The organism is Stenotrophomonas sp. ZAC14A_NAIMI4_1 (assembly GCF_003086915.1).
Taxonomy (GTDB): domain Bacteria; phylum Pseudomonadota; class Gammaproteobacteria; order Xanthomonadales; family Xanthomonadaceae; genus Stenotrophomonas.
In genome coordinates this window covers 2,895,179-2,909,228 of sequence record NZ_CP026002.1, presented here as the reverse complement: position 1 = coordinate 2,909,228, position 14,050 = coordinate 2,895,179, and the positions used below count along the sequence as shown (strand labels likewise).

The following is a 14,050-nucleotide window of genomic DNA, read 5'->3' as shown; positions in this document are numbered from 1 at the left end:
CCATGCAATCCGCGCCTTGATGGCGCGGGCCGCCTGAGCCAACGAGAGCAGCCATGGCCGAGTTTTCACTCCCCAAGAATTCCAAGGTCACGAAGGGCCAGCACTTCCCCGCCAAGAGCGGTGGCAAGAACCTGCGCACCTTCAAGATCTACCGCTGGAGTCCGGACGACGACAGCAATCCGCGCACCGATACCTATGAGATCGATCTGGACGCCTGCGGCCCGATGGTCCTGGACGCGCTGATCAAGATCAAGAACGAGATCGATCCGACCCTGACCTTCCGTCGCTCCTGCCGCGAAGGTATCTGCGGTTCGTGCGCGATGAACATCGACGGCACCAACACCCTGGCCTGCACCCGCGCCATCGCGGACTGCGGCAAGAAGGAAGTGCCGATCTACCCGCTGCCGCACATGAGCGTGGTCAAGGATCTGGTTCCGGACCTGACCCACTTCTACGCGCAGTACGCGTCGATCAAGCCGTGGATCCGCACCCAGACCCCGGCGCCGCCGGACCGCGAGCGCCTGCAGTCGCCGGAAGACCGCAAGAAGCTCGACGGCCTGTACGAGTGCATCCTGTGCGCCTGCTGCTCGACCAGCTGCCCGAGCTACTGGTGGAACGGCGAGCGTTACCTGGGCCCGGCGATCCTGCTGCAGGCCTACCGCTGGATCATCGACTCGCGCGATGAAGACACCGGTGCGCGCCTGGACGATCTGGAAGATCCGTTCAAGCTGTACCGCTGCCACACCATCATGAACTGTGCCCGGACCTGCCCGAAGGGCCTGAACCCGGCGCTGGCGATCGCTGAGATCAAGAAGCTGATGATGGAACGCCGCGCCTGATACGGCGCCGCGTTGTTGCATGACCCCAGTAGAGCCACGCCATGCGTGGCTTTGCTGTATCTGGAGAAACACGATGGACGAAGACACCCTGCTGAAGAAGCTGCGCTGGCGCTGCCGCCGCGGCATGCGCGAGCTGGACCAGCTGTTCGGGCGCTACCTGGACCGCGAATGGAGCACTGCGCCGACCGAAGAGCGCGAGGTTTTCCTGTTCCTGCTCGAGTGCGAGGACGATAAGTTGTGGCGCTGGTTCATGGGCTACGAGGCCTGCCCGCATGCCCACGCCATCCCTCTCATGCAGAAGATCCTCGCCCTCAAGGCTTGAGTGGCGACCCTCGCGGCTGCAGGCCGGCGCCCAGGCGCTGGTGCTGCTGGCCGCGCCCTGGCTGCTGCGCGCCTCGGCCCTTCCCGAAGACCGGTACTGGCCGGTACTTGCCGGCGTCTGGCTGCTGGGCCTGATCCAGCTGGGCTGGCGGCTGCGCCGGCCGGTGCGCCGGCTTGAACTACCGGCACTGCCGGCGCCGCTGCGGCTGGATGGGGCCGATCTCGAGGTGCCGCGGCTGGTGGTGCGTGGCCCCTGGCTGCTGCTGCACTGGCGCTGCGAAGGGCGGCGCGGGCGCCTGCTGTTCTGGCCGGACGTGCTCGCCCACCGGCAGCGACGTGAACTGCGACTGGCCGTATCCGCACGCAGCGTTTCACGTCGACCCCGTACGATGGCACCATAGACTGAATCGACTGGCGTGCCTGCATGTTCAAACCCATCCCCGTGGCCATTGGCCTGCGCTATCTGCGCGCCAAGCGCCGCAACGGCTTCATCTCCTTCATCTCGATGGCATCGATCCTGGGCATCGCGCTCGGCGTCACGGTGCTGATCACCACCCTGGCGGTGATGAGCGGTTTCCAGAAGGAAATCCGCAGCCGCCTGCTGCAGATGACCGCGCATACCACCATCAGCCGCGATGGCGAGCCCATGCCCGACTGGATGCGCGTGGTCGACGTGGCCAACAAGGACCCGCGCGTGGCCGGTGCTGCGCCGTACATCGAGATCCAGTCGATGATCAGCGGCCCGCGCGTGCAGGGCGCGATCATCCAGGGCATCGAGCCGGCGCTGGAGCCGAAGGTGTCGGTGATCGACAAGAAGATCACCAAGGGCAGCTATGACAGCCTCAAGCCGGGCAGCTTCAACGTGCTGCTGGGCAAGGAGCTGGCCATGTGGCTGGGCGTGGACGTGGGCGACCAGGTGCTGGTGACCTTTGCCGAAGTGCAGGGCACGCCGGCCGGCGCGGTGCCACGGATGAAACGCTTTACGGTCAGCGGCCTGTTCGAGGCCGGCTACAACGAGGTCGACCGCGGCGTCGGCTTCGCCAACATGAAAGACCTCGAGCGCGTGCTGCGCTCGGACGGCGCCACCGGCGTCCGCCTGAAACTGCACGACATGGACCGCTCGCTGGAAGTGGGCGTGGACCTGGCGCAGAACCTCGGCGGCGCGTACCGCGTGAGCGACTGGACCCAGCAGAACGCCAACCTCTACCACTCGCTGCGCATGGAGAAGGTGGTGATGGGCATCCTGCTGTCGCTGATCATCGCGATGGGCGCCTTCAACCTGGTCTCCTCTCAGGTGATGCTGGTGACCGACAAGCAGGCCGACATCGCCATCCTGCGCACGCTGGGCCTGACCCCGGGCGGGGTGATGCAGGTGTTCATGGTGCAGGGCTCGCTGATCGGCATCTTCGGCACGCTGGCCGGCCTGATCGGCGGCATCACCCTGACCTTGAACCTGGAGCGCATCCTCGGCGCCATCGAGTCGCTGTTCAACGTCAAGCTGCTGCCGGAGGACGTGTACTACATCACCGGCCTGCCGACCGACATGCAGCCGCGCGACATCGTCGTCATCACCCTGGTTGCCTTGTTGATGAGCTTCCTGGCCACCCTGTATCCCGCCTGGCGGGCAGCACGCACCCAGCCGGCGGAGGCCCTGCGCTATGAATAAGGTCTTCAATCGCGGCGATGAAGTGATCCGTGCCGAGACGCTGGCCAAGACCTACGCCGAAGGCCGCATGCAGACCCCGGTGTTCGACGGCCTCGACCTGAAGGTCACGGCCGGCGAGACGGTGGCGATCATTGGCGCCTCCGGTGCCGGCAAGAGCACCCTGCTGCACCTGCTGGGCGGCCTGGACGTGCCGACGGCGGGCGAGGTGTACGTCACCGGCCAGCGCATGTCGGCACTGTCGGACACCGAGCGCGGCCTGCTGCGCAACCAGGCGCTGGGGTTCGTCTACCAGTTCCACCACCTGCTGCCGGAATTCACCGCGCTGGAAAACGTGATGATGCCGGTGATGCTGGCCGGTATCGGCGTGCCGGAGGCCAGCCAGCGCGCGACCGCGCTGCTGGAAGCGGTCGGCCTGGGCCATCGCCTGGATCACAAGCCGGGCGAACTGTCCGGTGGCGAGCGCCAGCGTGCCGCCGTAGCGCGTGCGCTGGTCAACCACCCGGCCTGCGTGCTCGGCGATGAGCCGACCGGCAACCTGGATGACCGCACCGCCGCCACCGTGTTCGAGCTGATGCTGGAACTCAACCGTGCGCGCCACACCAGCCTGGTGCTGGTGACCCACGACCGCAGCCTGGCGCGCCGCCTGGATCGCGTGCTGGAACTGCGCGAAGGGCGGCTGCACGCCCTGGCCCACGCCGACGTCTGAGGCGCCGGATCCCGGCGGGCACCGCCGACCGGCGGCTGAATCGGGCCGCCGGCCGTTGCGCCGGCGTTGCCCGGCCGGGCGCATGATGTGCGCAGTTCCCCGCTGGAGATCGCCATGAAAACCCCGTTGCTGATCGCCGGCCTGTGCCTGGCCCTGGCCGGCTGCGCCACCACTGGCCTGACCAGTGCCGACCGGCTGGAACTGTACCGCGCACACGCCGGCCCGCCGCAGAGGGACATGCAGTTCTTCGGCACGCTCAATGGTTGGACCGAGCTTGGAGACAGTGCGCTGGCGGTGTGGACCCGGCCCAGCGAAGCCTATCTGCTGGAGCTGGCCGGGCCGTGCACGGATCTGTCCAGTGCACCTGCCATCGGCCTGACCAGCCGGATGGGTCGCGTCAGCGCGCCCTTCGACAAGGTGCTTGTGCGCGACCCGACGGGCGGCCCGCGCGTGCCGTGTTTCATCAAAACGATCCGCAAGCTGGATGTGAAATCGCTGCGCGCAGAGGAAAAGGAAATGCGGCAGGCGCAGGTGCAGGAGCGCGAGGAATCCGCGAACTGATCGGGTAGCGCCGGGCCATGCCCGGCGGGTGTCTGGTCGCCGGGCATGGCCCGGCGCTACCGGCTCAGGCTTCCGGGGTAAAGCCGGCCGGCTTTTCGGCGTCTTTCTCGAACAGGAACTTCACCAGTTCCGCTTCCAGCATCGCGCGGTGTTCGGGCTTGCGCGGCGACAGGCGGTTTTCGTTGATCAGCGTGGTCTGGTGCGCCAGCCAGGCCGCCCAGGCCTGCTTGCCGATGTGGTTGAACACGCGCTGGCCCAGGTCGCCGGGGTAGGGCACGAAGTCCAGGCCCTCGGCATCGCGTTGTTCGTACTGGCAGAAGACGGTTCGGGGCATGGCACTCACTCGTGGTTGCGGGGTTTCGTGGGTCTGCGTTTCGGCGCCTTCACCGGCGTGCCGTCCAGCAGCTTGCGGATCGGCGCGGGCAGGCCCAGCGCCGGGAGTTCGTCAGCGGCCACCCAGCGCAGCGCCGGTTCTTCCACGCGCAGGCCGCGTACCTGCCGCGACAATACCTGCAGGTGCAGCCGATAGTGGCTGAAGGTGTGCTGCAGCACCGGTAGTTCGTCGGCATCTTCCAGCGAACCGTCGACGTACGCGTCGAACCAGTCCTGCAGGTCACTGCCGGCCTCGGCCTGCGGCAGGGTCCACAGCTGGGCCCAGATGCCGGTATCGGGCCGCTTCTGCAGCAGCACGCGCTGCTGCGGGTCGCGCAGCAGCAGGGCCACCGCTTCGCGCTCGGGCAGGGTCTTGCCGGGTTTCGGCGTGGGCAGTTCGGCGGTGCGGCCTTCGCGGCGAGCCACGCAGTCTTCCTGCATCGGGCAGATCACGCAGGCCGGCCTGGCGCGGCTGCACACGGTCGCGCCCAGATCCATCTGTGCCTGGGTGTAGTCGGCCATGCGCCCGGCGGGTACCTGCGCCACATGTGCTTCGGCCAGCGCCCAGAGTTGCTTCTCGATGGCCGGCAGGCCGGGAAAGCCCTCGATGCCGTGATAGCGGCTCAGCACGCGCTTGACGTTGCCATCGAGGATCGCGAACGGGTCGTTCCAGGCCTGGCTGAGGATGGCGCCAGCGGTGCTGCGGCCGATGCCGGGCAGGGCATGCAGCGCATCGAAATCGCGCGGCAGGTCGCCGTCGTGCAGTTCCACGCAGCGCTTGGCCGCAGCATGCAGGTTGCGTGCACGGGCGTAATAGCCCAGGCCGGCCCACTGCGCCATCACTTCGTCGTTGCTGGCGGCGGCCAGGTCGGGCAGGCTCGGGAAATGCTGCAGGAAACGCTGGAAATACGGGATGACCGTGGTCACCTGGGTCTGCTGCAGCATGATCTCCGACAGCCAGACCCGGTAGGGACTGCGCGGGTGCTGCCAGGGCAGGTCGTGGCGGCCGTGGTCGTCGAACCAGTGCAGCAGGTGGGCGACGAAGTCGTCTGCGGGGGCGGTTCCGGCGCTGGCGTGCGGCTGGCGGGGCATGGGTATTCCGGGGAAGGCAGCCACCCGTGGGGTGGCTCTACCAGATTTCAGTAGAGCCACGCCATGCGTGGCTGCACGGCGTATCAGGCGCCCAGCGCTTCAGGCAGCAGGGCGTCGACGAAGGCTTCCGGATCGAACACGCGCAGGTCTTCCGGGCGCTCGCCGATGCCGGCGAAGCGGATCGGAATGCCGAACTCGCGGGCCAGGGCGAAGACCACGCCGCCCTTGGCGGTGCCGTCCAGCTTGGTCACCACCAGGCCGGTCACCTTCACTGCGGCATTGAACTGACGCAGCTGCGACAGCGCGTTCTGGCCCGTGGTGCCGTCGATCACCATCAGCACTTCGTGCGGCGCGGTTTCGTCGATCTTGCCGAGCACGCGGCGGATCTTGCCCAGCTCGTTCATCAGGCCGGACTGGGTATGCAGGCGGCCAGCGGTGTCGGCAATCAGCACCGAGGTGCCGCGCGCCTTGCCGGCCTGCAGCGCGTCGTAGGCCACCGAAGCGGCGTCGGCGTTCTGCCCCTGGGCGACCACGGCCACGCCGTTGCGCTCGCCCCAGGCCTGCAGCTGGGCCACGGCCGCAGCACGGAAGGTATCGCCGGCAGCCAGCATCAGGCTGTGGCCCTCGTCCTTGAAGCGCTTGGCCAGCTTGCCGATGGTGGTGGTCTTGCCGACGCCGTTGACGCCGACGGTGAGCACCACGAAGGGCTTGGCGTTGCGGTCGATCACCAGCGGCTTGGCCACCGGCTGCAGGATCGCGATCAGCTCGCTGCGCAGTGCGGCCAGCAGGGCATTGGCATCGACGAACTCGCGCGACTTCATGCGCTTGCGCAGGCCCTCGACCAGGTCGGTGGTGGCGCCCACGCCGACGTCGGCGGTGATCAGTGCGGTTTCCAGTTCGTCCAGCAGGTCGTCGTCGAGCTTGGGATTGCGCGAGAACAGGCCGCCGAAGCTGCGGGCGATGACGCTGTTGCGCAGGCGCTCGCGCCAGCCGGGCTTGCCGGCCGGGGCCGGGGCGGCATCGACCAGCACCGGCAGATCAGCGGCGGGCGCGGCCGGAGCCTCGGCCGGGGTCACCGGCGCCAGCGGTGCGAGCACGGCGGCGGCAGCCAGGGCCTCGGCCTCGAAGTCCTCCGGGGCGATGACCCGTTCCTGCACCGGCGCTGCCGGTGCAGCGGCAACCGGCGGCTCGGGCGCGGCGACGGGCGCGGGCGCAGCGGCCTCGACGGTGGCCGGCGCGGCTACCGGTGCGGCGGGTGCCTCCTCGACCGGAGCGGCAGACGGGAACGCCGCCGCCAGCTCATCAGCCGAGTAATGCTGGGTCTTGGGCGCGTCCGTCGTGGCGGCGTCCTGGGGCTTCTTGCGGCGGAAAAAACTGAGCATTGGCAAAAGGCGCTGAAATCAGAGGGATATGCTACCACTCGGGCCTGTCGGCTCGATGTGGACTCAAGGTTGCGCGTGCGGGGCCGTTAACCGGTCCGAGGGGCTGCGCAGGGCAGCCCGGAGACCGCCGATGAACGTGATGGAGACTGCGCTGTCCGGAATGCGCGCGGCCCAGCAGGGCGTGCAGGTTGCCGCACACAACGTGGCCAACGCCGCCACCCCGGATGCCCAGCGGCTGCAACTGCAGCGCGCTGCGGCCGGGCAGGGCGGGGTAGAGGCGACGGTCGTTGCTGCCGACCCAGACCCCACCGCGCCATTGGGTGACCTGCTGGCGGCCAAGGCTGAAGTGGTGGCCTTCGCCGCCAACGCCGCGGTGATACGCCGCCAGGACCAGATGCTGGGCTCGCTGCTGGATCGGGAGGCCTGAGAAGCCCGCCCTGGTAGGTGTCAACCTTGGTTGACACGCATTTGGAGCGCCAACCAAGGTTGGCCCCTACCAGAGCATCGCCCGGTAGCGCCGGGCCATGCCCGGCGCCCCGCTGTCGATCAGGCCGACAGTTCCAGCAGCAGCTTGTTCAGGCGTGCCACGTAGGCGCCCGGGTCCTTCAGGCTGTCACCGGCGGCCAGCGCGGCCTGGTCGAACAGCACCCGGCCCAAGTCGTCGAAGCGCGCGCCGTCGGCTTCCGCATCGAGCTTGGCGATCAGCGGGTGGCCCGGGTTGATCTCCAGCACCGGCTTGCTGTCGGGCACCTTCTGGCCGCTGGCTTCCAGGATCTGGCGCATCTGCAGCCCCAGGTCCTGTTCGCCGATCGCCAGCACCGCCGGCGAATCGGTCAGGCGGTGCGAGACGCGCACTTCGGCCACGTCATCGCCCAGCACCGACTTCAGGCGCTCGACCAGGCCCTGCCTGTCCTTCGCCGCGGCTTCCTGTTCCTGCTTGTCGGCTTCGCTTTCCAGCGCGCCCAGGTCGAGGTCGCCGCGGGCGATGTCGACGAAGCCCTTGCCGTCGAAATCGGTCAGGTAGCCCATCAGCCACTCGTCGATGCGGTCGGTCAGCAGCAGCACTTCCACGCCCTTCTTGCGGAACACTTCCAGATGCGGGCTGTTGCGCACCTGGCTGTAGCTCTCGCCGGTCAGGTAGTAGATCTTGTCCTGGCCTTCGGCCATGCGGCCGATGTAATCGGCCAGCGACACGGTCTGCGCATCAGCCTCGCCACGGGTGGAGGCAAAACGCAGCAGGCCGGCCACCTTCTCGCGGTTGTTGTAGTCCTCGGCCGGGCCTTCCTTCAGCACCTGGCCGAATTCCTTCCAGAACGTGGCGTACTGCTCCGGCTTGTCGGCGGCCAGCTTCTCCAGCATGTCCAGCGAGCGCTTGGTCAGCGCTGCCTTCATCGAATCGATGACCGGGCCGGACTGCAGGATCTCGCGCGAGACGTTCAGCGACAGGTCGTTGGAATCGACCACGCCCTTGATGAAGCGCAGGTAGAGCGGCAGGAACTGCTCGGCCTGGTCCATCACGAACACGCGCTGCACGTACAGCTTCAGGCCCTTGGGCGCATCGCGGTGGTACAGGTCGAACGGCGCGCGGCCGGGCACGAACAGCAGCGAGGTGTACTCCAGCTTGCCTTCGACCTTGTTGTGGCTCCAGGCCAGCGGGTCGCTGTGGTCGTGCGCCACGTGCTTGTAGAACTCGGTGTACTCGGCGTCGCTGATCTCGGTGCGCGGGCGGGTCCACAGCGCGCTGGCGCGGTTGACGGTCTCCCATTCACCGGCAGCGCCTTCTTCGCCTTCCTTCGGCATCTGGATCGGCAGGCCGATGTGGTCGGAGTACTTCTTGAGGATGCTGCGCAGGCGCCAGCCATCGGCGAAATCATGCTCGCCGTCCTTCAGGTGCAGGACGATGCGGGTGCCGCGCTCGGCCTTGTCGACGGTGGCCACGTCGAAGTCGCCTTCGCCGCGCGAGGTCCAGCGCACGCCTTCGCCTGCAGCCAGGCCGGCGCGGCGCGAGGTCACTTCCACTTCGTCGGCGACGATGAAGGCGCTGTAGAAGCCGACGCCGAACTGGCCGATCAGCTGCGAATCCTTCTTCTGGTCGCCGGACAGCTGGCGCAGGAAATCGCCGGTGCCGGATTTTGCAATCGTGCCGAGGTGGGCGATGGCTTCGGCGCGGCTCATGCCGATGCCGTTGTCTTCGATGGTGATGGTGTGGGCGGCGGCGTCGAAGCTGACGCGCACGCGCAGCTCGCTGTCGCCTTCCAGCAGGGCGGGCTGGGTCAGGGCTTCGAAGCGCAGCTTGTCGGCGGCGTCGGCGGCATTGGAGACCAGCTCGCGGAGGAAGATTTCCTTGTTGGAGTACAGCGAGTGGATCATCAGCTGCAGCAGCTGCTTGACCTCGGTCTGGAAGCCAAGGGTTTCGGTCTGGGGGGTCTCGGTCATCGATAGGGCTCCGTGTGCAATGCCGCGCCAGCGCGTGCGGCCTGGCCAAGGGGTATGGCTGATTGTCCCGAAATCAAGGGGTTGGTCGGCAGGGCTTGCAGCCCTGCACCTGCAGAGGCAACAGCAACAGCAGCAGCGGCATTCCGTGGGATGGCGGGGCACTGTGGGTTCGCGGGGACGCCGTAAACCCATCCATGGGGGCTTGGTCGCCGCATCCATGCGGCTCACACCCCGCGAACCCACAGTGCCCCGCCTTCGACAGGTTCACGCGGCTGTTGGAACCTGCTGTTGGTGGGGGCCGACCGTTGGTCGGCACATCTGTCAGATATCGAATGAATTCATCCACGCATGGCGTGGATCTACTGGCAACGGCGGCTGTTGGTAGCTGTCGACCTTGATCGACACTATTTTTCCATAACACATCGATATCCAACCCAGTGCCGACCAACGGTCGGCACCCACCTGAGCAGAAAGCCGTTCCGACAGATCGCAGGAAACTGTCGAAGGCGGGGTGGGTCCGGTTGAGGGGGTGTGAGCGCCATGGATGGCGCGACCAAGCCCCCATGGATGGGTTTACGGCGTCCCCCTCAACCGGACCCACCTCGCCATGCCACGGAATGCCCGCTGTTGCTTCGGCTGTTGCTCTGGCCTCGGCGGGTGCCGGGCGCCGCCCGGCCGAACTACAATCCCGCTCATGGTGAATTTCTCGAACAACCTCCGCCGGGGCCGCCGGTGAGCGGCCGTGGTGGCAATGACGGCCAGGTCCGCATCATCGGCGGGCGCTGGCGCAATACCCGCCTGCCGGTGCCGACCCTGCCGGGCCTGCGGCCCAGCAGCGACCGCGTGCGCGAAACGCTGTTCAACTGGCTGATGCCCCGGCTGGGCGGGGCGCGGGTGCTGGATCTGTTCGCCGGCAGCGGCGCGCTGGGCCTGGAAGCCGTCTCCCGCGGTGCGGCGCACGCCACCCTGGTCGAGCGCGATCCCCAGCTCGGCCGCAACCTGTCGTCCGCCGTCGCCAAGCTGCAGGCCGCCGGGCAGGTCACCGTGGTCCAGGCCGATGCCCTGCGCTGGCTGCAGGGCGCGCAGGCGCAGCAGGCCGATCTGGTCTTCATCGACCCGCCGTTCGCCGATGGCCTCTGGCAGGACGTGCTGGCCCAGCTGCCACGCCACCTGGCCGCCGATGCCTGGCTGTACCTGGAATCGCCGGCCGGCCACGTGCCCGTGCTGCCGCCGGAATGGCTGCTGCACCGCGAGGGCGGCACCCGCGAGGTGCGCTTTGCCCTGTACCGCCGCGCCGCTGCTACACTTTGACTTCATCTGAACATCTGCATCCGCCCATGACCGTGGCCAACCGCCGCATTGCCGTCTACCCCGGCACGTTCGACCCCATCACCAACGGTCATATCGACCTGGTGAGCCGGGCCGCGCCGCTGTTCGAAAAGGTCGTGGTGGGCGTGGCGCAGAGCCCGTCCAAGGGCCCGGCGCTGCCGCTGGAGCAGCGCGTGCAGCTGGCCCGGGGTGCCCTGGGCCACCACAGCAATGTCGAAGTCATCGGCTTCGATACCCTGCTGGCCCATTTCGTACGTTCGGTCCAGGGCGGGGTGCTGCTGCGCGGCCTGCGCGCGGTGTCCGACTTCGAATACGAATTCCAGATGGCGAGCATGAACCGCCACCTGATCCCGGAGGTCGAGACCCTGTTCCTGACCCCGGCCGAGCAGCACAGCTTCATTTCGTCCTCGCTGGTCCGCGAGATCGCCCGCCTGGGTGGCGACGTGTCCGGTTTCGTGCCGGCCGCCGTGCTTGAGGCGCTGCGCAAGGTCCGCGAAGCGAAGTCGGCGCAGTCGTAAATCCTGCCCGCCGCGGCAGGGCCAGTAGTACCACGCACCCCCATTACGTAAACCACACGCACCACTCGGGAGGAAACCCATGAACACCACCATGCGCGCGATGCTGATCGCTTCGTTTGCCCTGGCCTTCACCGCCTGCAAGAAGGAAGAAGCGGCTCCGGTCGAAGACGCCAAGCAGGCCCTGGTCGCTCCGGCCAAGGAAGACGATGCAGGCTGGAAGAAGTACCTGCAGGAAGTGGCGATCCAGAACATGGGCACCATCACCAACAGCCCGTTCCTGTATTACCTCTCGCCGGAATCGGACCCGGACTTCCAGGCCAAGTACGAGCGCCAGACCGAGAGCGCGACCCAGGCCGTGGCCCGTGGCGTGCAGCCGGGCAACATGCTGGCCTTCGGTTCGTCGGCCTCCGGCAAGATGGCTGACATGATCCAGGCCGTGTTCAAGGACGTCTCGCCGGATTCGATGAAGGGCGTGCGCGTCGTCTTCATCGGCCAGTCCGCAGACAACGCCCGCGTGCAGGCTGTCGTGCAGCCGACCGGCGCCGAGTACATTTTCGTCGAAGCCAAGTAAGACCGTGCCATGGCGGCCATGCTCCGGCATGGCCCGGGCGGCGCTCCGCAAGGATGCCGCTGATGACCTGACCGGCCCGCGCGCCCGCGCAGGCCGGTCCTTGTCCCAAGGCGCGGGCGAGGAGTATCGCCATGTCGCTGAAAATCAACGAGCTCTGCGTCAACTGTGACGTCTGTGAGCCGGCCTGCCCGAACCAGGCCATTTCGATGGGTGAAACCATCTACCTGATCGACCCTGCGCGCTGCACCGAATGCGTGGGTCACTTCGACGAACCACAGTGCGTGGTCGTCTGCCCGGTCGAATGCATCGACCCGGACCCGGAGATCGTGGAAACGGAAGTCCAGCTGCTGGCCAAGTTGCGCCGACTGCAGCACGATCACCCCGAACTCTATGCGGAGCCCCCATCCGAATGAAGACGCTGATCGTCCGTCCCCTGCTGCTGCTCGGCCTGGTGCTGAGCCCGCTGGCCTGGGCTGAAACCACCGCCCGTGCCGAGCGCCCCGATGGCGCGGCCATTGCCAGCGGTCATGCGCTGGCGACCCAGGCGGGCATCGACATCCTGGCGCAGGGCGGCAATGCCTTCGATGCGGCCGTGGCGGTGTCCTCCACCCTGGCCGTGGTCGAGCCGATCAGCTCGGGCCTGGGCGGCGGCGGCTTCTTCCTGCTGCACGATGCGGCCACCGGCAAGGACATCATGCTGGATGCGCGCGAGACCGCCCCGACGGCCGCGACCCCGCAGGCGTTCCTGGACAAGCAGGGCAACCTGGACCGCGACCGTTCGGTCAACGGCCCGTGGTCGGCCGGTATCCCGGGCCTGCCCGCCGCCCTGGTGGAACTGTCGGCCAAGCACGGCAAGCTGCCGCTGTCGGCCTCGCTGCAGCCGGCCATCCGCATTGCCCGCGAGGGCTTCCCGGTCTATGACCGCATGGCCAAGGGCTACGCCTCGCGCCGTGAGGTGATGGAACGCTTCCCCGGTACGCGCGAGGTCTACCTGCGCAACGGCAAGCCGATCGCCACCGGCGATCTGTTCAAGCAGCCGGAGCTGGCGCAGACCCTGGAGCGCCTGGCCGCAGGTGGCCGTGATGGCTTCTACAAGGGCCAGACCGGCAAGCTGCTGCTGGAAGGCGTGAAGCAGGCCGGCGGCAAGTGGACGGCCGACGAGCTGGCCGGCTACCAGGTCAAGCTGCGCGAACCGATCGTGTTCGACTACAACGGCTGGAAGATCACCACCGCGCCGCCGCCGTCGTCCGGTGGCATCGCCCTGGCCAGCATGCTGCAGATCCTTGAAGGCTGGGACATCAAGCAGATGGATGCGGCCCACCGTACCCACCTGGTGGTGGAAGCCATGCGCCGCGCCTACCGCGACCGCACCTTCTTCCTGGGCGATCCGGACTTCGTGCAGATCCCGCAGAAAGTGCTGACCAGCAAGGACTACGCGCAGGGCCTGCGGGCCACGATCCACCCGGAAAAGGCCACCCCGAGCGACCTGCTGTCGGGCAACCCGACCCCGCTGGAAGATGACGAGACCACGCATTTCTCGATCATCGACCGCGATGGCAACCGCGTCGGCGCCACCCAGACCGTCAACCTGCTGTACGGCTCGGGCCTGATTCCCAAGGGCACCGGCGTGCTGCTGAACAACGAGATGGACGACTTCGCGCTGAAGCCGGGTACCCCCAACGCCTTCGGCGTGATGGGTTACGAGGCCAACGCGCCGAAGCCGGGCAAGCGCATGCTCAGCTCGATGACGCCCACCTTCATGGAGAACGCCGACAAGGTGGTGGTGCTGGGCACCCCCGGTGGCAGCCGCATCATCACCATGGTGCTGCTGGGCATCCTCGGCTATGACGCCGGCCTGGATGCACAGCAGGTGGCCGCCCTGCCGCGCTACCACCACCAGTGGCTGCCGGACCTGATCGAGGCCGAGAGCGATGCCTTCGACGCAGGCACCGTGAAGCAGCTGCAGGCGATGGGCCACAAGATCGACCTGCCGGGCGACGTCGCCGCTGGCGGCCGCGGCTCCAGCCACGTCTGGGGCAACCTGCAGACGGTGGAGTGGGACCGCAAGGCCAACAAGCTCTACGGTGGCAGCGATCCGCGCAACCCGGTGGGCAGCGCCCAGGTCGTGCCGGCACACTGATGTGGCGGTAGCGCCGGGCCATGCCCGGCGAAGCAGAAATCACCAGGCCCCGCCACCCAGCGGGGTTCTGCATTTTGCGGCTAGCGATTATTTAACGGGGTGCCCTCGATAATTGCC

16 protein-coding genes are annotated in these 14,050 nt (G+C 67.6%); 12 read left to right on the top strand and 4 right to left on the bottom strand.

Annotation, left to right across the window (positions count from 1 at the left end):
- Positions 1-53 precede the first annotated feature (53 nt).
- The 6 genes from C1926_RS13150 (at position 54) to C1926_RS13125 (ending at position 4,093) form a co-directional block, all read left to right on the top strand.
- The gene (locus C1926_RS13150; protein ID WP_079221505.1) at positions 54-839 is read left to right on the top strand and encodes a succinate dehydrogenase iron-sulfur subunit; all 786 of its coding nucleotides are present in this window, start codon (positions 54-56) and stop codon (positions 837-839) included.
- Positions 840-912: 73 nt separating this feature from the next.
- Positions 913-1,161 (top strand): succinate dehydrogenase assembly factor 2, encoded by a 249-nt coding sequence (locus C1926_RS13145; RefSeq protein ID WP_079221506.1) that lies wholly within the window; start codon positions 913-915, stop codon positions 1,159-1,161.
- A 40-nt stretch (positions 1,162-1,201) separates the two neighbouring features.
- Positions 1,202-1,561: a hypothetical protein gene (locus C1926_RS13140; RefSeq protein WP_254057264.1), complete on the top strand. Its 360-nt coding sequence runs from the start codon at positions 1,202-1,204 to the stop codon at positions 1,559-1,561.
- A gap of 23 nt (positions 1,562-1,584) precedes the next feature.
- Positions 1,585-2,826, top strand: a complete 1,242-nt coding sequence (locus tag C1926_RS13135; RefSeq protein ID WP_108759481.1) for a lipoprotein-releasing ABC transporter permease subunit — start codon at positions 1,585-1,587, stop codon at positions 2,824-2,826.
- Entirely contained in the window at positions 2,819-3,532 is a 714-nt protein-coding gene (gene lolD, locus C1926_RS13130; protein ID WP_079221509.1) for a lipoprotein-releasing ABC transporter ATP-binding protein LolD, read from the top strand. The genes C1926_RS13135 and lolD overlap by 8 nt, the downstream gene beginning before the upstream one ends.
- 114 nt (positions 3,533-3,646) lie before the next feature.
- Complete coding sequence (locus C1926_RS13125; protein ID WP_108760699.1) at positions 3,647-4,093, top strand: DUF6491 family protein; 447 nt, start codon at positions 3,647-3,649, stop codon at positions 4,091-4,093.
- A gap of 64 nt (positions 4,094-4,157) precedes the next feature.
- Here the strand turns inward: C1926_RS13125 and C1926_RS13120 are convergent, their stop codons facing one another.
- From C1926_RS13120 to ftsY, 3 genes are all read right to left on the bottom strand, one after another.
- A complete protein-coding gene (locus C1926_RS13120) occupies positions 4,158-4,427 on the bottom strand; it encodes an oxidative damage protection protein (RefSeq protein WP_108760698.1) in 270 nt (89 codons plus the stop codon).
- 5 nt (positions 4,428-4,432) lie between these two features.
- Complete coding sequence (gene mutY / locus C1926_RS13115; RefSeq protein ID WP_108759480.1) at positions 4,433-5,557, bottom strand: A/G-specific adenine glycosylase; 1,125 nt, start codon at positions 5,555-5,557, stop codon at positions 4,433-4,435.
- A gap of 83 nt (positions 5,558-5,640) precedes the next feature.
- A complete protein-coding gene (ftsY, locus tag C1926_RS13110; RefSeq protein WP_108759479.1) occupies positions 5,641-6,939 on the bottom strand; it encodes a signal recognition particle-docking protein FtsY in 1,299 nt (432 codons plus the stop codon).
- 130 nt (positions 6,940-7,069) lie between these two features.
- Between ftsY and C1926_RS13105 the strand changes: the two genes are divergently transcribed.
- Positions 7,070-7,366, top strand: coding sequence for a flagellar basal body protein (locus tag C1926_RS13105; protein ID WP_108759478.1), 297 nt, complete (start codon positions 7,070-7,072; stop codon positions 7,364-7,366).
- A gap of 119 nt (positions 7,367-7,485) precedes the next feature.
- On the opposite strand, the gene htpG is transcribed toward C1926_RS13105, so the two are convergent.
- Positions 7,486-9,375, bottom strand: coding sequence for a molecular chaperone HtpG (gene htpG, locus C1926_RS13100; protein ID WP_108746482.1), 1,890 nt, complete (start codon positions 9,373-9,375; stop codon positions 7,486-7,488).
- 732 nt (positions 9,376-10,107) lie between these two features.
- Between htpG and rsmD the strand changes: the two genes are divergently transcribed.
- The 5 genes from rsmD (at position 10,108) to ggt (ending at position 13,933) form a co-directional block, all read left to right on the top strand.
- Positions 10,108-10,686, top strand: coding sequence for a 16S rRNA (guanine(966)-N(2))-methyltransferase RsmD (gene rsmD / locus C1926_RS13095; protein ID WP_108759477.1), 579 nt, complete (start codon positions 10,108-10,110; stop codon positions 10,684-10,686).
- Positions 10,687-10,712: 26 nt separating this feature from the next.
- A complete protein-coding gene (gene coaD / locus C1926_RS13090; protein ID WP_008267036.1) occupies positions 10,713-11,222 on the top strand; it encodes a pantetheine-phosphate adenylyltransferase in 510 nt (169 codons plus the stop codon).
- Positions 11,223-11,301: 79 nt separating this feature from the next.
- Positions 11,302-11,793: a hypothetical protein gene (locus C1926_RS13085; RefSeq protein ID WP_079221515.1), complete on the top strand. Its 492-nt coding sequence runs from the start codon at positions 11,302-11,304 to the stop codon at positions 11,791-11,793.
- 131 nt (positions 11,794-11,924) lie between these two features.
- Positions 11,925-12,206 (top strand): YfhL family 4Fe-4S dicluster ferredoxin, encoded by a 282-nt coding sequence (locus C1926_RS13080; protein WP_079221516.1) that lies wholly within the window; start codon positions 11,925-11,927, stop codon positions 12,204-12,206.
- Entirely contained in the window at positions 12,203-13,933 is a 1,731-nt protein-coding gene (gene ggt / locus C1926_RS13075; RefSeq protein ID WP_108759476.1) for a gamma-glutamyltransferase, read from the top strand. Before C1926_RS13080 ends, ggt begins: the two co-directional genes overlap by 4 nt.
- Positions 13,934-14,050 lie beyond the last annotated feature (117 nt).